The 20143-nt window shown below is 66.0% G+C and carries 19 protein-coding genes; 2 read left to right on the top strand and 17 right to left on the bottom strand.

The window, feature by feature from the left end; translation table 11 throughout:
• Window positions 1–31: 31 nt before the first annotated feature.
• The 5 genes from EI545_RS03255 to EI545_RS03235 are packed head-to-tail and all read right to left on the bottom strand — an operon-like array spanning window position 32 to window position 5835.
• Window positions 32–1300, bottom strand: coding sequence for an amidohydrolase family protein (locus EI545_RS03255; RefSeq protein ID WP_125324139.1), 1269 nt, complete (start codon window positions 1298–1300; stop codon window positions 32–34).
• Complete coding sequence (locus EI545_RS03250; protein WP_125324138.1) at window positions 1301–2248, bottom strand: ABC transporter permease; 948 nt, start codon at window positions 2246–2248, stop codon at window positions 1301–1303.
• Complete coding sequence (locus EI545_RS03245) at window positions 2245–3288, bottom strand: ABC transporter permease (protein WP_125324137.1); 1044 nt, start codon at window positions 3286–3288, stop codon at window positions 2245–2247. Before EI545_RS03245 ends, EI545_RS03250 begins: the two co-directional genes overlap by 4 nt.
• Window positions 3278–4825, bottom strand: a complete 1548-nt coding sequence (locus EI545_RS03240) for an ABC transporter ATP-binding protein (RefSeq protein ID WP_125324136.1) — start codon at window positions 4823–4825, stop codon at window positions 3278–3280. The genes EI545_RS03245 and EI545_RS03240 overlap by 11 nt, the downstream gene beginning before the upstream one ends.
• Window positions 4822–5835 carry a BMP family protein gene (locus tag EI545_RS03235; RefSeq protein WP_125324135.1) on the bottom strand — a complete coding sequence of 338 codons (1014 nt, stop codon included), beginning with the start codon at window positions 5833–5835 and terminating at the stop codon, window positions 4822–4824. Before EI545_RS03235 ends, EI545_RS03240 begins: the two co-directional genes overlap by 4 nt.
• 277 nt (window positions 5836–6112) lie before the next feature.
• Between EI545_RS03235 and EI545_RS03230 the strand changes: the two genes are divergently transcribed.
• Both EI545_RS03230 and EI545_RS03225 read left to right on the top strand, forming a co-directional pair.
• Entirely contained in the window at window positions 6113–7333 is a 1221-nt protein-coding gene (locus tag EI545_RS03230) for an FAD-binding domain-containing protein (RefSeq protein ID WP_216842481.1), read from the top strand.
• A complete protein-coding gene (locus tag EI545_RS03225; protein ID WP_125324134.1) occupies window positions 7330–8262 on the top strand; it encodes an NAD(P)/FAD-dependent oxidoreductase in 933 nt (310 codons plus the stop codon). Before EI545_RS03230 ends, EI545_RS03225 begins: the two co-directional genes overlap by 4 nt.
• Here the strand turns inward: EI545_RS03225 and EI545_RS03220 are convergent.
• From EI545_RS03220 to EI545_RS03165, 12 genes are all read right to left on the bottom strand, one after another.
• Window positions 8259–9083, bottom strand: coding sequence for a 3-oxoadipate:acetyl-CoA acetyltransferase (locus EI545_RS03220; protein WP_125324133.1), 825 nt, complete (start codon window positions 9081–9083; stop codon window positions 8259–8261). The two genes, EI545_RS03225 and EI545_RS03220, sit on opposite strands and share 4 nt — an antisense overlap.
• A gap of 2 nt (window positions 9084–9085) precedes the next feature.
• Complete coding sequence (locus EI545_RS03215; protein WP_125324132.1) at window positions 9086–9961, bottom strand: intradiol ring-cleavage dioxygenase; 876 nt, start codon at window positions 9959–9961, stop codon at window positions 9086–9088.
• A gap of 8 nt (window positions 9962–9969) precedes the next feature.
• Window positions 9970–11724 carry an FAD-dependent oxidoreductase gene (locus EI545_RS03210; RefSeq protein ID WP_125324131.1) on the bottom strand — a complete coding sequence of 585 codons (1755 nt, stop codon included), beginning with the start codon at window positions 11722–11724 and terminating at the stop codon, window positions 9970–9972.
• A complete protein-coding gene (locus EI545_RS03205) occupies window positions 11717–12772 on the bottom strand; it encodes a branched-chain amino acid ABC transporter permease (protein WP_125324130.1) in 1056 nt (351 codons plus the stop codon). The genes EI545_RS03210 and EI545_RS03205 overlap by 8 nt, the downstream gene beginning before the upstream one ends.
• An 11-nt stretch (window positions 12773–12783) precedes the next feature.
• Window positions 12784–13647: a branched-chain amino acid ABC transporter permease gene (locus tag EI545_RS03200; RefSeq protein WP_125324129.1), complete on the bottom strand. Its 864-nt coding sequence runs from the start codon at window positions 13645–13647 to the stop codon at window positions 12784–12786.
• A 151-nt stretch (window positions 13648–13798) separates the two neighbouring features.
• Window positions 13799–14500, bottom strand: a complete 702-nt coding sequence (locus tag EI545_RS03195) for an ABC transporter ATP-binding protein (protein WP_125324128.1) — start codon at window positions 14498–14500, stop codon at window positions 13799–13801.
• A 3-nt stretch (window positions 14501–14503) separates the two neighbouring features.
• The gene (locus EI545_RS03190) at window positions 14504–15223 is read right to left on the bottom strand and encodes an ABC transporter ATP-binding protein (protein WP_125324127.1); all 720 of its coding nucleotides are present in this window, start codon (window positions 15221–15223) and stop codon (window positions 14504–14506) included.
• Window positions 15224–15287: 64 nt separating this feature from the next.
• Entirely contained in the window at window positions 15288–16562 is a 1275-nt protein-coding gene (locus EI545_RS03185) for an ABC transporter substrate-binding protein (protein ID WP_125324126.1), read from the bottom strand.
• Between the two features lie 33 nt (window positions 16563–16595).
• A complete protein-coding gene (locus tag EI545_RS03180; protein ID WP_125324125.1) occupies window positions 16596–17654 on the bottom strand; it encodes a maleylacetate reductase in 1059 nt (352 codons plus the stop codon).
• Window positions 17651–18310 (bottom strand): alpha/beta hydrolase, encoded by a 660-nt coding sequence (locus EI545_RS03175; protein ID WP_125324124.1) that lies wholly within the window; start codon window positions 18308–18310, stop codon window positions 17651–17653. The genes EI545_RS03180 and EI545_RS03175 overlap by 4 nt, the downstream gene beginning before the upstream one ends.
• Window positions 18310–19263: a VOC family protein gene (locus tag EI545_RS03170; protein ID WP_125324123.1), complete on the bottom strand. Its 954-nt coding sequence runs from the start codon at window positions 19261–19263 to the stop codon at window positions 18310–18312. The genes EI545_RS03175 and EI545_RS03170 overlap by 1 nt, the downstream gene beginning before the upstream one ends.
• A gap of 5 nt (window positions 19264–19268) precedes the next feature.
• The gene (locus EI545_RS03165) at window positions 19269–20141 is read right to left on the bottom strand and encodes a dioxygenase family protein (protein ID WP_125324122.1); all 873 of its coding nucleotides are present in this window, start codon (window positions 20139–20141) and stop codon (window positions 19269–19271) included.
• Between the last annotated feature and the right edge of the window lie 2 nt (window positions 20142–20143).

Here is a 20143-nt window from a genome sequence, read left to right as displayed (position 1 = left end):
GGCGCGCTTTGGCATGGTGCGGATTGCGGGCCTATCCGTGCCTGCGCCGGACGGTTGCCGGGCGGCCCGGCAGGCCAAGCCGACAATCGTTGCGGTTGCGCTCTGCCACCACCTTGCCGCGTGACAGGACGGCCAGGCGGTCCGGGCGGAGGCGCAGCGCTTCGACCGGGTTTCCTGCATCGAGGATGACCATGCTGGCCAACGCGCCGGGCTTCAGGCCGTAGCCGTCAAGGTTCATGATCTGCGCATTGGTTTCGGTGACCATGGTGAAGCAGCGCGCCATTTCGGCCGGGTGGGTCATCTGTGCGACATGCAGGCCCATGAAGGCCACGTCCAGCATGTCCGCCGTGCCCAATGAATACCACGGGTCCAGCACGCAATCCTGACCCCAGCCGACCGGGATGCTCATCGCCTGCATCTCTTTCACGCGCGTCAGACCTCGCCGCTTTGGGTAGCTGTCGTGGCGGCCTTGCAGGGTGATGTTGATCAGCGGATTGGGGATTGCGGTCATGCCGCTTTCGGCGATCAGGGGCAGGAGTTTGGAGACATAGTAGTTGTCCATCGAATGCATCGAGGTCAGGTGACTGCCCGCCGCCCGCCTGCCAAGGCCGTGCCGCGTCACCTCGCGCGCCATGGTCTCCACATGGCGGGACATCGGGTCATCGGTTTCGTCGCAATGCACGTCCCACATCAGGCCCCGCTCGGCGGCGATGCGGCCAAGGTCGCGCAAGGAGTCTGCCCCTTCCTCCATCGTGCGTTCGAAATGCGGGATGCCGCCGACGACATCGACCCCCATGTCCAGCGCACGCAGCAGGTTCTGGCGGCCGGTCTTGGTGCGATATAGCCCGTCCTGCGGGAAAGCGACGAGTTGCAGGTCAAGGTAGGGGGCGACGATGCGCTTGACCTCCAGCATCGCCTCGACCCCGCGCAGGTGGTCGGGCGTGGTGTCGACATGGGTGCGGATCGCCAGAAGCCCCATGCTGACCGCCCAGTCGCAATAGGTGACGGCGCGGGTGACCATTTCGTCGACCGTCGCAATCTCGCGCAGTTCGCCCCAGAGGCTGATGCCCTCCAGCAGCGTGCCGGAGGCGTTCACGCGGGGCAGGCCGTAGGACAGCGTTGCGTCCATGTGGAAATGCGGGTCGACGAAGGGCGGGGCCACAAGGTCCCCCGTGGCGTCGATCACGCGGGCGGCTTCGGCTTCCAGCCGTCCCACGGCGGCGATGCGGTCGCCGGTGATGCCGATATCGGCCACCGTGCCATCGGGCAGCGTACCGCCCTTGACCAGAAGATCGAACATCTACCGTTCCCCCTTGTTGTAAGGCAGCATCAGGGCTGCAGGCACCTCGGCCCGGCGCGACATCAGGATCAGGGCGAGGATCGACAGGATATAGGGCGCGGCGAGGAAGAGCTGGTAGGGCAGCACGGCCCCAAGGTCGGTCTGTTGCAGGCGGATCTGCAGCGCGTCGAACCCGGCGAACAGGATCGCGCCCAGCAGCGCCTTGCCGGGCTTCCATGCGCCAAAGACGACCAGCGCGACGCAAACCCAGCCGCGGCCGTTGACCATCTCGAAGAAGAAGCTGGAGAAGGCGGAGAGGGTCAGGAACGCGCCGCCCACCGCCATCAGGCCCGACCCGACCATGACCGCCCCCATCCGCAGCGCGGTCACCGACAGCCCCTGCGCCTCGACCGCAGCGGGGTTTTCGCCCGCCGCGCGCAGCGCGAGGCCAAGGGGGGTGCGGTAAAGGGTGAAGGCGGTCAGGCCGGCCACGGCGAAGGCGGCCCAGGTGAGGGCGGTTTGCTGGAAGATCGCCTCACCCAGAAATGGCAGGTCGGAGAGGACGGGCAGGTCAAGCGGCTGAAAGGGTTCGATCTTCGGCGGGCTTGTCACCTCGGGCAGCATGAGGCGATAGGCGAAGGAGGCTGTGGCGGTGGCCAGAAGCGTCACCCCCAACCCAACGACGTGTTGCGACAGGCCGAAGGGCACGGTGAGGGTGGAGTGGAGGAGGCCGAACAACATCCCCGCGCCCATCGCGGTAGCAACCCCGCCCCAAAGCGGCATCCCCTGATAGACCGCCATCCAGCCGGTGAAGGCGCCGATGACCATGATCCCCTCGATCCCAAGGTTCAGCACCCCGGCGCGTTCGCAGATCAGTTCGCCCATCGTGGCGAAGATCAGGGGTGTCGCGATGCGGATCACGGCGGCCCAGAAGCTGGCGGAGATCAGGATGTCGATGATGTCGGTCATCCGCGCACCATCCGGAATTTCGTCAGCAGGATGGCGAGCACCATGAACAGAAGGGCCGTCGCCAGCAGCATGTCGGCGATATAGGTCGGCACGCCGGCGGCCCGGCTCATCGCGTCGGAGCCGACGAAGATGCCGGCAACGAAGAGGGCGCTGACGACCACGCCGAGGGGGTGGAGGAGGGCCAGCATGGCGACGATGATCCCGGTATAGCCAAAGCCGGGGGACAGGTCCTGGCTCAGGTGGCCTTTCAACCCAGCCACCTCGGACCAGCCTGCCAGCGCGGCAAGGCCGCCTGACAGGAGCGCGGTCTTGAGGAGAACTACATTGACCGGAATCCCCGCAAAGCGCGCGGCGGCGGGGTTCTGGCCCACGGCGCGGATTTCATAGCCAAGCGTCGTGCGGGTCTGGATCACCCAGACAAGGGCCGCCGCGATCAGGGCAAGGCCAAAGCCCCAGTGCAGGCGCAGACCCTCAACGATGCGGGGCAGGCGCGCTTCGGGGATGAGGGCGGGGGATTTCGGCCAGCCCATGCCCATCGGGTCTTTCATCGGGCCTTCCAGCAGGTAGCTGACGAACAGAAGCATGATGAAGTTGATCAGAAGGGTGGTGACAACCTCATCCACCCCAAGCCGGGTTTTCAGAAGGACGGGGCCAAGAAGCACCAGCGCGCCCGCCAGCATTGCGGCAAGGGCGCTGACGGGCAGGACAAAGGGGCTGCCAAGCGCGCCGGTGCCAAGGAGGACGGCGATGATGGCGCCGGCATAAAGCTGCGCCTCGGCCCCGATGTTCCACAGCTTGGCGCGGAAGGCGACGGCGACGGCAAGGCCGGTGAAGATCAACGGGGTGGCGCGGTTCAGCGTCTCAAGGATGGCAAGGCGTGAGCCAAGCGCGCCGGTCGCGATCTGACCAAGGGTGGCGAAGGGATCGGCCCCTGCGATGAGGGCCAGAAGGGTGGCCACCCCCATCGTCGCGGCGATCGCCAGCGCGGGCAGGCCAAGCTGGCGCAGGGTGGAAGGGTTGGCAATCGGCTCAAGCCGCATGGCGCGCCCCGTCAAAGCCCTGACCGGCCATCCAGAGGCCAACTTCGGGCGCGGTGATGGTGCCGCGCGGGAAGGCGGGGCTTAAGCGGCCTTGAGACATGACGTGAAGAACATCCGACAAGCCCATGATTTCATCAAGGTCTTCCGATATCAGCAGGATCGCCGCCCCCCGGTCGCGCGCGGCGATCAGCTGGCTTTGCACATAGGCGATGGCGCCGACATCCAGCCCCCGCACGGGCTGGTTGGCAAGGATGATCTGTGGCCCGGGTGCCAGCGCACGGCCCAGGATCAGCTTTTGCATATTGCCGCCGGACAGAAGGCGGATGCGGGTGGCAGGGCCGGGGCAGCGCACGTCATAGGCGGCGATGATCTCGGCCGCGAAGGCGCGGGCGGCGGGCCAGTTCATCCAGCCCCGGCGCGAGAAGCGGGGGGTGCGGTAGCCTTCCAGCACGGCGTTTTCGGTCAGGTCGAAGTCGGCGATGCTGCCGGTGTGGTGGCGGTCTTCGGGGATGCGGCCCACGCCTTCGGCCACCGCAACGCGCGGCGACCAGCGGGTGATCGGCTTGGCTTGCAGCGACATTGAGCCTGAGGTTGGCATGGCAAGGCCAGAAAGCAGGTCCGCCAAGGCTGCCTGCCCATTGCCGGAAACGCCGGCCAGCCCGGTGATCTGCCCCGCACGCAAGCCCAGGGAGACCGCTTTCAGGCCCGGTGCCGCCCCCCGGTCGGGGGTGGAGACGGCCTGAAGCTCCATCAGAACCGGCCCCGCCGCCCGAGCCTCGGCCTTGGGCAGGGTCAGTTCCCCGCCGACCATCAGGGCGGCAAGCTGGGTCTTGTCGGTGGCGTGGGTATCCACCTCACCCACGACGCGGCCATGGCGCAGGACAAGGCAGCGGTCGGCGATGGCCATCACCTCATGCAGCTTGTGGCTGATGAAGATGACCGACAGGCCAAGGGCGGTGGCTTTCCGCAGGGTGGCGAACAGGGCCTCGGCCTCTTGCGGGGTCAGGACGGCGGTGGGTTCATCAAGGATCAGGATCTTCGCATCGCGGTAGAGGGCCTTGAGGATCTCAACCCGCTGGCGTTCGCCAACGGTCAGGCGGCTGACCTTGGCCAAGGGGTCGACGGCAAGTCCAAAGTCGCGGGCCAAGGCTTCGACCTTCGCCCGCGCAGCCGTACGCCCGCGTCCGCGTGACCAGAGGCTTTCGGTGCCAAGGGTGATGTTGTCGATAACGGTCAGGTTGCCCGCCAGCGTGAAATGCTGGTGCACCATCCCCACCCCTGCCTGCAGCGCCGCGCGCGGCGCACCGGGTGGAAGGGGGTGGCCGAACACCTCAACCGTTCCCGTATCCGCCACATAGTGACCGAAGAGGATGTTCATCAGCGTGGTCTTGCCCGCGCCGTTTTCGCCCAGAAGGGCCACCACCTCGCCCCGCCGCAGCGTCAGCGAGATGGCGTCATTCGCCCGCACCGGACCGAAGGCTTTGGTGATGCGGTCAAGGCGGAGGACAACCTCCGCCTTTGCCTGCGCTTGGGTCACGACGATTTCGGTTCGCTGTCGTCGATCGCCACGGTGAAGCTGCCTGCCTTGATCGCCGCTTCCTTCTCGGCCACGAGGGCCATGACTTCGGCTGGAACCTTGCCCTCAAACGTGCCGAGGGGGGCAAGCGAGCAGCCACCAGCGATCATGTAGGAATAGGTGCCATAGTTTTCGGCCTTGAAGCTGCCGGCCTGCACGGCGGCGACGGCGGCGTTCAGCGTGGGTTCAAAGTGCCAAAGGGCGGAGGTCACGACCGTATCGGGGTAGTCGGCCTGCGTGTCGATCACGTTGCCGATGGCCAGAACGCCGCGTTCCTTGGCCGCATCCGACACACCGAAGCGCTCCGCGTAAAGCAGGTCCGCGCCGCCGTCGATCATCGCAAATGCGGTTTCCTTGGCCTTCGGCGGGTCGAACCACGAGCCGATGAAGCTGACCTGGAAGGTCGCATCCGCCTTCACCTCGCGCACCCCGGCCATGAAGGCGTGTATCAGGCGGTTCACCTCGGGGATCGGGAAGCCGCCGACCATGCCGATATTGCCCGCCGTCATCCCGCCCGCGACGATGCCGGACAGATAGGCCGCGTCCTGAATGTAGTTGTCGAACACCGATAGGTTCGGGTTCGCCGCCTCATCCGGCATGAACGAGGACCCGAGGAGGAAGGCTACGTCCGGGTATTCGGCGCAAACCTCGCGCGCTTCGGCCTCGGCGCCGAAAATCTCGCCTACGATCAGCTTGACGCCCGCCTCGCAGTATTCGCGCATGACGCGGGGGTAATCGGTGTTGGCGACGTTTTCGGTGTAGCTGTAATCCACGGTGCCCGCGGCCTTCAGCGCCTCGGCAGCGATGTGGATGCGGCTGACCCATTGCTGTTCGACCGGCACGGTGTAGATGCCGGCCATGCGGACCGGCTCTTGTGCCAGAACGGCGCGCGGCAGGTTCGCCGCAGCGGCCACAGCCGCGCCGCCAAGCAGCAGTCCGCGCCGCGAAATCGTGAATGTCCCGATGGTCATTGGCTTTCCTATCCCGGTTGGTGGTTTCTTCGTCTTCTTTTTACCAATGAGTAAAATACCTATACGATTCGGCACAAGCGATGGTTCTTCTGAAGTGTCGGTCCGTGCGGTTGCCCAAATCTTGGGCAAGGCGCGCGGGCTTTGCAGCCGATAGGGCAGACCCACACGGCAGTCGCCTGGATGCGCGCCGATCTGGCAGGTGGGAAACCCTGCCGCCGACTGTTGATTTCTTGCGCTGGAAGAACAGGTTGTGCCGCCTGACCAGCAGAGGAATGGAATGCCCCCCACCTTCATTGCGATCCGAACCGAGGCCCTGTCCCGAATGGAGGCTTTCGTGCCCGCGATGGGGTGGCGCTATGCCAACGGGCGCAACTACGACCGGGGGCCGGGCCAGCATAAGGCGGTGTCGGTGCTGTCGCCTTATATCCGCCGCCGTCTGGTGACCGAGGCTGAGGTGGTGACCGCTGCCCTTGCCGCCCATGGCCCCGAGGCGTCCGAAAAGTTCGTGCAAGAGGTGATCTGGCGCAGCTACTTCAAGGGCTGGCTGGAACGCCGACCGCAGGTCTGGGCCAGTTACCGTCAGGGGTTGGAGGCTGACCTTGCTGCCCTTGACCGTGACCGCCGCCTGCGCCGCGATGTCGAGCGCGCGATGGATGGCCAGACCGGGCTTGCCTGCATGGACGCATGGGCGGAAGAGCTGGTGGAGACCGGCTATCTGCACAATCACGCGCGGATGTGGTTCGCCTCGATCTGGATCTTCACGCTGGGGCTGCCGTGGCGGCTGGGGGCGGATTTCTTCTATCGCCACCTTTTGGACGGCGATGCCGCGTCGAACACGCTTGGCTGGCGCTGGGTTGCGGGGCTGCACACGCGGGGCAAGCCCTATCATGCGCAGGCCTGGAACATTGCCACCTTCACCGGCCAGCGCTTCACGCCGCGCGAGACCGATCTGGTTGAGGTGACCCAAGGGCTGGAGGCGACCGAACCCGACGGTCTGCCGTCCTTGCAACCGATCCGCAGCCCACGCGCGCCGGAACCGGGGCGGCCGACCGCACTTCTGCTGACGGATGAGGATTGCTGCATCGAGGATTTCGATCTTGCCGGGCTGAACATCGTCGCGACCGCCACGCTTGCCGCAAGCCATTTGCGGTCGCCCTTGCCAGTGGCCGCTGCAGTGGCCACGTTTGAGGCCGGGGCGCTGGCCGACACTGCCGCGCGGGCTGGATTGACGCCGATCAACCTGCGGGCCGATCACCCCGATGGGCTGGCCAAATGGGCGGCTTCCGTCGGGGCCAGCCAGATTGCCACGCCTTACATCACGAAAGGGCCCCTGATGGACTGGATGGACGAGGCCACGCCATATCTGGCCGCGAAGGGGATCGTGCTGGCCGAATGGCGGCGTGAGTGGGACAGCACGATCTGGCCCCATGCCTCGGCCGGGTTCTTCAAGGTCAAGCAGCAGATCCCGCAGATCCTTGCGCGGCTGGTAGCGGCATGACCCCGGTTGTGGTGATCGGTGCCGGGATCGCCGGGCTGGCCTGTGCCCGCAGGCTGACGCAGGCCGGGGTGCCGACCCTAGTCCTCGACAAGGGGCGCGGCATCGGCGGGCGTGTCGCCACGCGGCGGGCCGAGGGGATGCAGTTCGATCACGGGGCGCAATATGTGACGGCACGGGAGGACGGCTTTGCCGCCCTGCTGCGCGACCTTGCTGCCCAAGGGGCGGTCGCGCCTTGGGCAGATGGCACGGGGCGCAGCCACAGCGTAGGGACCCCCGGCATGTCGGCGCTGGCCAAGGCTTTGGGCGCGGGGCTTGACGTGCGGCAGAACGCCCTCGTGTCGCGGGTGCTGACGGTGGCAGGGGGGTGGCAGTTGCGCGTGGGCGACGCCGACCTTGCCGCCGCCCGCGTGGTCATCACGATTCCTGCCCCGCAGGTGGCAGGCCTGCTGGGCGCAGATCATCCGCTGGTCGCGCCGCTCGCCGGGGTGCGCCTTGCCCCATGCCTGACGCTGATGGCCGGCATCGCGGGCCCCGCGCCCTTTGTCACCCGAAAGGACCCTGATGATCCTTTGTCCTGGATCGCGCAGGACAGCAGCAAACCGGGCCGCCCGTCCGGCGCAGTCACCGCCTGGGTCGCGCAGGCAGGTGAAGCCTTCAGCGTCGAACATCTGGAGAAGGACCCGACCCAGATCGCCGCCCTGATGCTGCCCTTGTTGTGCGACCGGCTGGGGGCCGCGCCGGAAATGGTTGCACATGCCGCCGCGCACCGCTGGCGCTACGCCCGGGTGACCCAAGCCCTTGGCCAGAACTTCCTGCGCAGCGCGGATGGCACGCTGTACCTTGGCGGCGACTGGTGCATCGGCCCGCGGGTCGAGGCCGCATGGACCAGCGGCACTGCCATCGCCGAGGATGTTCTGGCGCGGGCCTAGCTGGCCAGGCCCAGGATCGCCCGCGCCTCGGCCGGGGTGGCGACCTTGCGGTCGTAGCGGTGGCAGAGGTCCACCACGCGCTGCACCAGTGCCGCGTTCGACGGGGCGAGGGTCGTGCGGTCCAGCCGCAGGTTATCCTCCAGCCCGGTGCGGGCATGGCCCCCGGCGGCGACGCACCATTCATTCAGCTCGATCTGATGCGGCCCGATCCCGGCGGCGCACCATTCGGCATCCGGCAGAAGACGGTTCACCGTGCGGATGTAGTAGTCGAACACGTCGCGGTCGGCGGGCATCGCGTTCTTCACGCCCATCACGAACTGCACATAAAGCGGGCCGCGCAGCCGCCCATCCCGCGCCATGGCTGCGGCTTGGTGAATATGACCAAGATCGAAGGCCTCGATCTCGGGCTTGATGTTGTAGGCCAGCATCTCGCTTGCCAGCCAGTCCACCAGATCGGGCGGGTTTTCATAGACCCGGGTCGGAAAGTTGTTCGATCCCACCGTCAGCGATGCCATGTCGGGCCGAAGCGGCAGCATCCCGCCGCGTTCCCGCCCCGCGCCCGACCTCCCTCCGGTGGAGAACTGGACGATCAGCCCGGGGCAATGCTTCCGCAACCCCTCCAGCAGCTGGGCGAATTTCTCGGGGTCGGAGGAGGGGGTCTCATCATCGTTGCGGACATGGCAATGGGCGATGGAGGCCCCCGCCTCGAATGCCGCATGGGTGCTTTCCACCTGTTCGGCAATGGTGATCGGCACGGCCGGGTTGTGCGCCTTGCGCGGCAATGAGCCGGTGATGGCGACGCAGATGATGCAGGGTTTCATGGTCACGCGGGGGCCAGGACGAAATCGAACTCGGTGTCGAAGTACGGCCCGTCAAAGCCTGCAGCCTTGGCTTTCGCGGGGTCGGAGACGGGGGTGAACTCGGCCATCAGGCTTTCCTTCACGCCGAACACCGCGTCCGAGTGGATGTAGGGATCATCGGGGTCGAAGATGTGGGTGACCAGCCGCGCATAGCCGGGCGCTTCGATGATGAAGTGCAGATGCGCGGGGCGGAAGGGGTGGCGGCCAAGCGCACCCAGCAGCTTGCCGACCGGGCCATCGTCCGGGATCGGGTAGAATTTCGGCTTCACGCCCCGGAAGTGATAGCTGCCATCCGGCCCGGTGCGGAACACGCCGCGCAGGTTGAAATCGGGCTGCAGGCCCTTTTGTTGGACGTCGTAGAAGCCTTCGTCATTGGCCTGCCAGACGTCGATCTTGGCCCCGGCAATCGGGTTGCCATGGGTGTCCAGAATGCGTCCACGGACCAGCATCGGATCACCCTTCTGGTCAAGGCAGATGTCCGCCCCCATCGGCAATTCCGGCGCATCGGCGACGTGGAAGGGTCCAAGGACCGTGCTTTCCGACGCGCCAGAGGGTTTGCGGTTGTTGATCGCATCGACCAGCATCGACACGCCAAGGACGTCCGACAACAGGATGAACTCTTGCCGCCATTCGTTGCACATGTGGCCGGTGTCGGTCAGGAACATGATGGCGCGGAACCATTCCGCTTCGGTCGGCTCAATCTCTTTCACCGCCTCGTGCAGCTTGCGGGTGATGACCTCCATCACCTGTTTCAGGCGTTCGTCCTGCGCGCCTGCGTTGCGGGCGGTGACGACTGCGGCCGAGGTGGCTTCGGTGAAGTATCCGCTTTCGGTGGTCATGTTCGGTCTCACTTGCCAAGGATGGAGGTCAGGACCCGCGCAAGGTCGGCGGCGGGGTCTAGGGTCAGGGTCGCGCTGCGCCAGGCGACGTGGTGGTCGGGGCGCACCAGAAGGCAGCCATTGTCAGCGATTTCCGAGGCGCGGGCCCAGTCGCCGGTATGGTCGGCAATCGCCTGACGTGGGCCGATCACATGGGTGCGGATCGGCATGCCGCGCTTGGCCGCTTCGGCCTTGGCTGCCGCCACCCAAGCCTCGCCACCGATGCCGGTCAAGAGGGTGAATTGCCCCCGACCGCACAGGTCGAGCGTGGAGTGCTGCTTGCCATCAGCGCTGAAGACCCAGACATGCGGCAGCCGCGCGCCGGGCCAGGTGGTGGGCTGGTAGTGCAGCTCCATATCCGCGTTCGGGGCGGGCTGGGGCTGGCCATCGGTGACTGCGGCGGTGGAGGTGTAGCGCTGGTTCATCTCGACCCCGTGGCAGTCGAATTCATATTTCTTGAATTCGATCGCCTTGCGCAGGGCTTCGCGTTGCGCAGCCCCCGCCTCGGTCGCGTCGCAACGGGCGGCCATGCTGGCCTGGATCTTCTGGTGGTCGACGCCGCCGTCCATCCCCAGCGCTTCGAAGATCGGGCCAAATTCGCCGATGGACTGGTTGGCGCGGGTGACGATCTGCTTGGCAATGGGTGCGCGTTCGGGGGAGTAGCTGTCAAGCAAGGCAGGGGCTGCATGGCCCTTGACCACCGCCGCCAGCTTCCAAGCCAGGTTGAACCCGTCCTGGATCGAGGTGTTGGACCCAAGGCCATTCGACGGCGGATGCCGGTGCGCGGCGTCACCCATGATGAAGACGCGGCCCTGCTGCATGTGGGTGGCGTATTGGTTGTTCACCGTCCAGGTGTTGGCGCTGATCAGCTCGATCTCAAGCTCCGGGTCGCCGACCAGCTGGCGCGCGACCTGCGTGGCCATCGCGGCATCCACCACCGGGGCGGGCTGGTTGATGTCATAGCCCCAGACGATCAGCCATTCGTTCCACGGCCGGACCATGCGGACCAGCCCCATGCCGATGCCGCCCACATCCGCGCCGGGCTGCATGACCCAGTACAGGACCGACGGGCGATGCGCGACATAGCGCGACAGGTCGGCCCGGAAGAGGATGTTCATCGACCCGCCGACGCCCATCTTGCCTTCAAACGGCAAGCCGCAATGTTCGGCCACAAGGCTGTTGCCGCCATCGGCACCGACAAGGAACTTAGACCGGATCACCACATCCTTGCCCGTCAGCCGGTCGCGGCAGGTGGTGGTCACGCCATCCGCATCCTGCACATGGGACAGGTATTCCGTGCTCATCCGGCTTTGCGCGCCGCGTGAGCACGCGGTCTTGAACAGGATCGGCTCCATGAAGGTCTGGGGCAGGTCGTTCATCCGGCTGGGCGAGGACATCAGGTGTTCGGCGCGGGACAGCGGGTGGTTGCCCCAGCTTTTCATCCGGCCAAGTTCTTCCCCGGCAAGACTTTCGCAGAACACGTTTTCCCCCATCAGGTCCTGATCGGCGGCGTGCATGTAGGCCTCGGCCTCGACCTCGGGGCCAAGGTCGCGCAGCACCTCCATCGTGCGCTGGTTGGTGATATGGGCGCGCGGCGTGTGGGCAAGCCAGCGGTAGCGGTTCACCACCAGCACATCGACCCCGTATGAGGCCAGAAGGGCTGCGGTGGCCGACCCGGCGGGGCCGGTGCCAATGATAAGGACGTCGGTGGTGATATCAGGCATTGGAGGCTCCTTCAGAGGTCAGGGTCAGCCGGCGCTGGATCGGAAACAGGGCAAGGCCGGTACGATCGGCGATCAGGCCCCAAAGCCCGCGCGGGGCGAAAAGCATCGTGACAATGGCCAGAAGACCAAGGGCCAGAAGATACCAGCTGCCGTAATCGGCAAAGGCGGTCTGCAGCCCCCAGAAGACAAGGACGCCGACAATCGGCCCTTCCAGCCGGCCGATGCCGCCGATGACCACGATGAAGATGACATAGGCGGTCCAGCTGGTGACGCTGAAAGCGGCGTCGGGCGAAATGCGGGCGGTCTGCATGTAGATCAGCGCACCGACAAGGCCGGTCATCGCGGCGGCGGTAAGAAACACCAGCCATTTCAGCCGCCCGGCATCCACCCCCACTGACCGGGCGGCATTGTCATTGTCGCGCAGCGCCGTAAGCGCAAGGCCGTTGCGCGACCGCAAAAGCGCATAGATCGCGGCCATCGTTCCCACCGCCAGCGCCAGCGCCAGCCAGTAGGCCAGCACATCGCGGGCGGCAGCATCGCGCAGGCCAAAGACCTCGGCAATCGTGGCGACACCGATGATGTCTGATGTCGCCTCACGCGGCAGGCTGGTGCCGGTGCCGCCGCCAAGGGTCTTCCATTGGGCGATGACCAGACGGGTCACCTCGGCAATCACCCAAGTGCCGATGGCGAAATAGGCGCCCTGCAGGCGGAAGGCGAAGAAGGCCATGGGGATGGCAAGAAGGAAGGCCGCGGCCCCGCCCAGCAGGATCGCCGGAACCGGGTCCCAGCCCCAGAGGATGACGCCCGCGAACATCGCATAGGCGCCGATACCGACAAAGGCCTGCTGGCCGACGCTGACCATCCCGCCATAGCCCGCGATCAGGTTCCAAAGCTGCGCAAGGGTCAGCATCGTCAGGATGAAGAACAGGTCCTGGATCAGACTGCGCGAGGCGAAGGCGGGCAAGACCAGCCCTAGCCCGATCAATCCCAGCGCCACAAATCCGGCAACAGTGCTGGCGCGGGTGCGGGTGGTGACGGTGATCTGCATGGGATGGTCCATCAGTCCACCGCCCGGGGGAACAGGCCCCTTGGCCGCACCAGAAGCACGACGAGAAACGCCAGATGCCCTGCCAATATCTGCCATTCCGGGTTGATCTGCGCGCCAACCGTCTGCGCGATCCCGATGATCGCCCCGCCCAGAAGCGTGCCCCAAAGCGACCCAAGTCCGCCAATGATCACGGCCTCGAAGGCAAAGATCAGGCGGGCCGGGCCGATGGAGGGATCAAAGTTCGACCGCATCCCAAGGTAAAGGGCGGCGATGGTGACGATGACCATGGCCAGCCCGGTGGCCATCGCAAAGACTGACCGGGGGTTGATGCCCATCAGGCTGGCGGTCACCGGGTCGTCCGACGTGGCCCTGAACGCCCGGCCAAGCGCGGTGCGGTAGAAGATCTGGTTTAGCCCGAAGATCACCAGAACGGCCGAGGCGAAGGTCAACAGCGGCATGATCCCCACCGTGACCACCCCCAGATCGACCGAGGCGCTTTCCAGCGCGCCTGCGCGGATGCGCTGGCTGTCGGCCGAGAACACCTCCAGCATCCCGTTCTGTAAGGCGATGGACAGACCGAAAGTGACAAGGAGCGGTGGAAGGATGTCCTTGCCCAGCACCCGGTTCAGCACGAACCATTGCAGCGCCCAGCCAAAGGCGAACAAGGCCGGGGCCGCGATCAGGGCCGACAGGAACGGGTTCAGCCCCGTCGCCTCGACCACCACCAGCACGATGAAGGCCGCCAGCACGATCAGATCGCCATGCGCAAGGTTCACCAGCCGCATGATCCCGAACACAAGGCTGAGGCCTGCGGCAAAGAGGGCGTAAAGCCCACCCAGCAGCAGCCCCTGCACGATGGTATCAAGCCAGATCATGCGCTTGTCCCTTGATGGTGCGTGGTGCCCCGCCACCCCATCCCTCCCCCACGAGGGGGAGAGGGCGGCGCAACATGGCAGCACTGGTCGCCAGCCCTCCCACTTGTGGGGAGGGGATGGGGGTGGAGGGCCACTTGGCGCAGGGTACGGGTCATGCAGCGTCTCCGAAATAGGCGGCGTGGACGGCCTCGCGCGTGATGCTGGTGGTGGCGCCGGTCAGGGTGACGCGACCCTCCATCAGGCAGTAGACGCGGTCGGCCACGGCCAAAGCGCGGGTGATGTCTTGTTCGACGATCACCATAGCCGCCCCGGTTTCGCGGATGCGGGGCAGGGCGGCGTAGATGTCGCGGATGACTACAGGGGCAAGGCCAAGGCTGATCTCGTCGCACAGCAGAAGCTCGGGGTTCGACATCAGCGCGCGGCCGATGGCGACCATCTGTTGCTGCCCGCCGGACAGGGCCGTGGCGGGCGACAGGCGGCGTTCCTTCAGGATCGGGAACAGGGCGTAGACGGTTTCCAGCGTCCAGCGCCCGTCGCCCCGCCGCACCTGCCCGCCGATCAGCAGGTTTTCCTCTACCGAGAGTGAGGGGAACAGCTTCCGCCCCTCTGGCACCATGGCGATCCCGCGTTGCAGGACGGCGTCTGCCGCCAGCGCGCCGATGGGCGTGCCCTTGTGCAGCACCATGTCCGGCGCGTTGCGCAGCACGCCGCTGATCGACCTCAGCAGTGTGGTCTTGCCCGCCCCGTTCGCCCCGATGATCGCCACGCATTCCCCGGGGGCGACTGTGATGTCGATCCCGAACAGGGCCTTGAACTGGCCGTAGGACGCGGTCAGGCCATGGGTCTCCAGCATCCGCTAAACCTCCAGCCCCAGATAGATTTCCTGCACCTGACGCGAGGCCATGATCTCGGCCGGTGCGCCGATGCCGATCACCTTGCCGAAATCCAGCACAAGCAGACGCTCCACCACGGACGTCAGCGCATGCAGCACATGCTCGATCCAGATGATCGTGGTGCCCTTGGTATGCAGCGCCTTGATCGTGGCGACCAGCGCCTGACATTCGCCCTCGGTCAGCCCCCCGGCGATCTCGTCGAGGAGGAGAAGTTCCGGCCCCGTCGCCATTGCCCGCGCCATTTCAAGCCGCTTGCGGTCCAGAAGCGACAGCGACCCCGCCAGATCGTTGGCGCGGCGAAGAAGCTCGGTGTCCCGCAGGATCGCGGCACAACCCGCCTCAACCTCGGCCTCGCGCTTGCCCTGACCGAAGGCGGCGGCGGTCAGCAGGTTTTCGAACACCGTCAGCCCCTCGAAAGGCTGCGGGATCTGGAAACTGCGCCCCACCCCCATGCGCACCCGCGTCATGGCGGGCACCCGGGTCACATCCTGCCCAAGAAAGGTGACCGTTCCCGCATCCGCCAGATAATTGCCGGTGATCAGGTTGAAGAGCGTGGATTTCCCGGCCCCGTTCGGCCCGATGATCCCCAACGCCTGCCCCTTTGGCACGGCAAAGCTGACGTCATCGGTCACCTTGAGGGCGCCGAAGCTTTTCGAGACATTGGTGAGTTCGAGGACAGTCACTGGCCCAGTCCTTGGTGGAGGCCCCGGGTCAAGCCCGGGGCGCGTTGTTTTCCTTGGCTGGCGATCAGGCCAGCGCCTCCATCGTGCCTCCGGTCGGGATGTCCGGCGCGGTCTGGTTGTCGACGATGACAAGGTCGAAGGTCCCGTCCTCCTTGCGCCGCCACTGGCCCCCGACCAGCGGGGTCTTGCAGACGTTGGTTGCGGCAAAAGGCGGCACGCCCGCGCCGTTCCAGGCGACCTTGCCGACCATCGTGTCCATGTCGGTGGCGGCAATCGCCGCAGCCACGCCTTCGGCATCGGTCACGTCCGACACCCGGCCCATGACGTTCGACGCCACCTCAAGCAGCGAATGGACAAAGCCGATCGGCTGGGTCCAGGGCCGCCCCGCCTTGGCGGTGTAATCCGCCGCAAGCTCCGCTGCCGACTGCCCGGTCAGCGAGGATTTGAACGGGTGCGACGGGCTCCACCACACTTCGGAGGACAGGTTGTGCCCCGCCTCACCCAACGCCTCGACCGACTGCGGGAAGAGGATGGCCTTGGCCACGGTGATGATCTTGGGGTTGAAGCCCTGCTGCAGCGCTTGGTTGCGGAAGGTGGTGAAGTCGGGCGGGATCACGACGCCGGTGACGATGTCACAGTTCGCGGCCTTGAAGGCGTTGATCTGGGCGCTGAAATCGTCATTCAGGTTCTGATAGCGCCCCGGATCGTTGAGGGTATAGCCCTGCGCCGCAAAGCCGGGGCCGACGCCGACGTTCGGGTCACCCCAGGCATTGCCGTCGCCGTCATTGGGGAACAGCCCGCCGACCTGCTTGTTGGTCTCAATCTGGTTCCACATGTTCAGGAAGACGGCAATCACATCCTCCAGCCCCCAGAAGTAGTGGAAGGCGAAATCGAAAGGCTTCCAGCTTGCCGGGTCGCCGGGGTTGCCCTGCTGGCCGATAAACCACGGCTGCCACGGTGCCTTGGTCGAGATGACAGGCATCCCTTCGGCCTCACAGGTCGTGGCTACCGGGTTGGTGGTTTCGGGGGTCGAGGCGACGATCATCAGGTTGATCTCGTCATCGACGATCAGTTCCTTGGCCACGGCGGCGGCGCGGTTCGGGTCGGACTGGCTGTCCTTGACGATGACCTCAAAGTTCTGGCCGACCTCGGTCGCAAGGAAACTTTCGATGTTGTAGCTGTCGCTTTCGGCAAAACCCGCCAGCGGCCCGGACTGGGGGCTGACATAGCCGATGCGGATCTTGGCCCCTTGCGCGATAGCGGGGGCGAACAGGCCGGGGGTGGCCATGGCAAGGCCCGTCGCCGCACCGGAGCGGAGCAGTTTGCGTCTGGTAATCATCTGTCATTCCTCCCTTTTTTCAGTTCTGATGGCTTAGGGACAATCCCCGTCAAAGGCGTGTTGCAGCAGGTGGCGGATGCCGTCGCGGGTGATGGGCCGCGGGTTGGCATAGGGGTTGCGCGCGGCAATCTCTGCCGCGCGGTCAAGGTCGGCGACGGTCAGGCCAAGGTCGGCCAGCCGCGTTGGAGCGCCGCAGGACTTGGCGAGGTGCCAAAGGCCAGCCGCGGCTGTCGGATGGCCAAAGGCATCGCGGATCGGGTTCAACAGGCCCTCAACCGCCGCTTCATTGTAGGCGGTGGTGTGGGGCAGAAGCACGGCATGCGTCTCGGCATGGGGCAGGCCGAAGCTGCCGCCAAGGACATGCGCCAGCTTGTGGTGCAGCGCCATGGTCACATGGCCAAGGGTCGTGGAACAGCCCCAGGCGGCATAAAGCGCATCGGCCCGGGCGGTCGGGTCCTGCGGGTTCCCCACCAGCACGGGAAGCGCCCGGGCAAAGGCCGTCATCGCATCGCGGCTGAGCGCCTCGGTGATCGGGTGGCGGTCTGGGGCATAGAACCCCTCCATCGCATGGGCGATGGCGTTCAGGGCTGAGGTGACAGTCAGGCCCACCGGCAGGGTCAGGGTAAGGTCCACATCATAGACCACCACCTCGGGCCGGATGCTGGCATCGCGGCGGGTGGTCTTCTCACCCCCTGCGGTTTCGCCCAGAATATCCGTCATCTCGGACCCGGCATAGGTGGTGGGCACGACCACCTGATCCGCCCCTGTGCGGGTGGCGATGGCCTTGCCTAGGCCGGTGGTCGACCCGCCGCCCAAGCTGACCACGCAATCCGCGCCCGCCGAGGCATAAGCGGCCACCGCCTGTTCTGTCACCTCGACCGGAGTGTGCATCGTGGCCCCGGCAAAGACCCCAGCCGACCGCGCCCCCAACGCATCGGCCAGGGCCTGCGCCTGCGGCTCTTGCTGGGGTGTGGAGAGGACCAGCGCGCGGCTGTGGCCAAAGCGAGCTACCTCTTCGGGCACCTGCGCCAGCGTGCCATGGCCAAAGACCACGCGGGTGGCTAGGCCGGGGAAGGTGAACGGGCGGGTCATCTAGTGCCTCCGAAGCTGGGGGGATGACCTGCTGCAAGGTCGGCCAAAATGCCGTCCAGCATGGCGATCTCTGGGGCAGAGACTTCGTGTGGGCGGTTAGGGAACACGTCCATCCGCAGGGCCGCGCCACCAAGGCCCAGTTCAAGCGCAACTTCGGCAAAGGCGGGCAGGGGGATCCACGGATCCTCGCGCCCCGCTGTCAGATAGACCGGCAGGCCATGGGGCAGCCGGGCAGGGCGGTCGTCGCCCACCACCCCAACCCGGCAGCCGGTCAATGCGACCATGGCATCGGGAAGATCAACGCCGGTGAAGGCATATTCCAATGACAGGCAAGCGCCCTGGCTAAAGCCTGCCAGGACCAGGGGCACACCTGGGGCCTCGGCCCGCAGGGCCTGCACCAGCGCAGCAAGGTCAGCCAGCGAAGCGCCAAGTTCGGCCCTCGTCTCGGCAGTCAGCGGAGTGATCGCCAGCGCATGATACCAGCATTTGTCGCCCGCCCGAGGCAGGGCAAAAGCCACATCCGGCGTGGTCAGGTGGCGCAGCACGGCAGCCTCCATCGCCTCGGGCGACTGGTTGCGACCGTGGACAAGGATGCACAGCACCCTTGCCCGGTCCGCCGTTGCGCCAAGGCGCTGGATGTCGACGATGCCCGGCATCAGAAGTTCGCAGGCTCCAGCCCGGCGACCATCTCGGCGCGGCGGTCTTCGAACCATGGTGGGAACACCAACGACTTGCCAATGGCGTCGGCCGGTTCATCCTTGGCCCAGCCTTCCGGTACGGTCCAGGCCAACTCAAACAGCGCGCCGCCCGGCGACCGCATGTACATTGACTTGAAGTAGTTGCGGTCCTTCTGTTCGCTGACATCGGTATAGCCCATGCCCTCCAGCCGGGCCTTGAGCGCGATCTGGTTGTCCTCGGTCCCGGTGTTGAACGCCAGGTGATGGACCGTCCCCCCCGCAAGCGTCCAAGTGCCCTGCGGGCCCTTGTCGACCACAAGCTCGATCACAGAATGAAGGCCGTTGTTTTCCGGCACGACCCAGAGGCTGCCGTTGTCATCCGTCGCCTCACGCCGGAACTGCATGCCGATGTCAAGGAACTCCTCCATCGCGGTGGCGTCCATCACTGCGACCGTGCCGCCAAAGATGCCACGGATGCCATGTGCCTCGCCAATGCCTTGCGCGGCGTTGGTGATGGGCTTGCGGGTATCGCCGGGGTTTTCGACCAGCTCGTGCGGGATGCCGCAGGGATGGGCGAAGATCACCCGGGTCAGGCCGAAGCGGTCACCCTTCGTTGCAGGCACGCCCATGCGGTTCAGCCGGTCCAGCCAGAACTCGGCCGACCCCATCGGGATCGCCTGCATGATCGTGCGGGTCTGGTTGCTGCCACGTCGCCCGTAGATGCCGGGCTTCTTGAACGGGAACGTGGTGATGATCGTCGAGGCATCCCCGTTGGGCGACCCGTAATACAGGTGATAGACCGGCAGGGTGCCGTCAAACAGCACCGTGCGCTTGACCGAATGCAGGCCCAGCGTCTTGGTGTAGAAGTCGAAATCTTCCTGCACGCCATGCGTGCTCATCGTCAGATGGTGATAGCCGGACACAAGAGCCATGTTTGTCATCCTTTCTGCAGATCATTGGGCTGGGGCGTGGCGTCGGGAAGAAGGACCAGCGCCACGTCAAGGGAATGGCCAAAGGCCTCGGGTTTGAAGGTGCCGATCAGCGCGGGCTTGACCGCCGACAAGGCATCGCGGTCGATGGCGCTGTCGCTGCCGTCGAAAATGGCGGTGACCAGGCGTTGATGACCCTGGGCGGTCACCGCGAAATGCAGATGCGCCGGGCGGTCCAGCGACAGGCCCAACCGCTGCGCCAGCCGCCCCACCGGGCCATCGTCCGGCAAGGAATACCCGCCGGGCCGCACGGTCCGGAAGGCAAAGCCGCCATTGGCGTCGGTCACGAACCGGCCACGCAGGTTATGTTCGGGCTGGCTGTCAGGGTCCTGGTTTTCGTACCGGCCCTTGCCGTTGGCATGCCATACGTCAACTTCGGCGCCACAGATCGGCTGTCCATCGGTTGACGTGACCCGTCCGCGCACGGCCAGCGGGGCGCCCACCCCGTCGCGACAAAGGTTTGCGCCGCTTTCCAGGCGCGGCGCATCGGGGCGAAAGAAGGGTCCGGGCAGCGTCGACGGCGTCGCGGTCGGGTCCCGCCCGGCGCTGCAGCCCGCGACATGATCGGAAAAGCCGAACACATCCGCCAGCAACACCCATTCCTGCCGGCGCGCATCGGTCGCATAGCCCACATCGGTGAGGAACTGCAAAAGCTGCTCGAACTCGGCTTCGCTTGGCTTGAGGTCCTTCAGGACGGCAAAGGCATGTTCAAGGATGAGACCCACAGCCAGACTCAGGCGGTCAGGACCGGACTGCTGCAACCGGGCGCGCAGCGCGGCGGCAATCCTGTTCTCTCCAACCAAGGCTGGCCGACTGTCCATCG

The sequence above is a fragment of the Tabrizicola piscis genome (genome assembly GCF_003940805.1).
Taxonomy (GTDB): Bacteria; Pseudomonadota; Alphaproteobacteria; order Rhodobacterales; family Rhodobacteraceae; genus Tabrizicola; species Tabrizicola piscis.
The sequence above is the reverse complement of the archived record's forward strand: the minus strand, read 5'-3'. Positions and strand labels throughout refer to the sequence as shown.

Bases quoted from the DNA above. Each gene is read 5' to 3' on its own strand.
- EI545_RS03230 (WP_216842481.1), top strand. From the start codon at position 6,113: ATGCCCCCCACCTTCATTGCGATCCGAACCGAGGCCCTGTCCCGAATG.
- EI545_RS03235 (WP_125324135.1), bottom strand. From the start codon at position 5,835: ATGACCATCGGGACATTCACGATTTCGCGGCGCGGACTGCTGCTTGGC.
- EI545_RS03180 (WP_125324125.1), bottom strand. From the start codon at position 17,654: ATGACCCGCCCGTTCACCTTCCCCGGCCTAGCCACCCGCGTGGTCTTT.
- EI545_RS03170 (WP_125324123.1), bottom strand. From the start codon at position 19,263: ATGGCTCTTGTGTCCGGCTATCACCATCTGACGATGAGCACGCATGGC.
- EI545_RS03225 (WP_125324134.1), top strand. From the start codon at position 7,330: ATGACCCCGGTTGTGGTGATCGGTGCCGGGATCGCCGGGCTGGCCTGT.
- EI545_RS03255 (WP_125324139.1), bottom strand. From the start codon at position 1,300: ATGTTCGATCTTCTGGTCAAGGGCGGTACGCTGCCCGATGGCACGGTG.
- EI545_RS03250 (WP_125324138.1), bottom strand. From the start codon at position 2,248: ATGACCGACATCATCGACATCCTGATCTCCGCCAGCTTCTGGGCCGCC.
- EI545_RS03200 (WP_125324129.1), bottom strand. From the start codon at position 13,647: ATGATCTGGCTTGATACCATCGTGCAGGGGCTGCTGCTGGGTGGGCTT.
- EI545_RS03195 (WP_125324128.1), bottom strand. From the start codon at position 14,500: ATGCTGGAGACCCATGGCCTGACCGCGTCCTACGGCCAGTTCAAGGCC.
- EI545_RS03165 (WP_125324122.1), bottom strand. From the start codon at position 20,141: ATGGACAGTCGGCCAGCCTTGGTTGGAGAGAACAGGATTGCCGCCGCG.
- EI545_RS03210 (WP_125324131.1), bottom strand. From the start codon at position 11,724: ATGCCTGATATCACCACCGACGTCCTTATCATTGGCACCGGCCCCGCC.
- EI545_RS03245 (WP_125324137.1), bottom strand. From the start codon at position 3,288: ATGCGGCTTGAGCCGATTGCCAACCCTTCCACCCTGCGCCAGCTTGGC.
- EI545_RS03215 (WP_125324132.1), bottom strand. From the start codon at position 9,961: ATGACCACCGAAAGCGGATACTTCACCGAAGCCACCTCGGCCGCAGTC.
- EI545_RS03185 (WP_125324126.1), bottom strand. From the start codon at position 16,562: ATGATTACCAGACGCAAACTGCTCCGCTCCGGTGCGGCGACGGGCCTT.
- EI545_RS03205 (WP_125324130.1), bottom strand. From the start codon at position 12,772: ATGCAGATCACCGTCACCACCCGCACCCGCGCCAGCACTGTTGCCGGA.
- EI545_RS03175 (WP_125324124.1), bottom strand. From the start codon at position 18,310: ATGCCGGGCATCGTCGACATCCAGCGCCTTGGCGCAACGGCGGACCGG.
- EI545_RS03220 (WP_125324133.1), bottom strand. From the start codon at position 9,083: ATGAAACCCTGCATCATCTGCGTCGCCATCACCGGCTCATTGCCGCGC.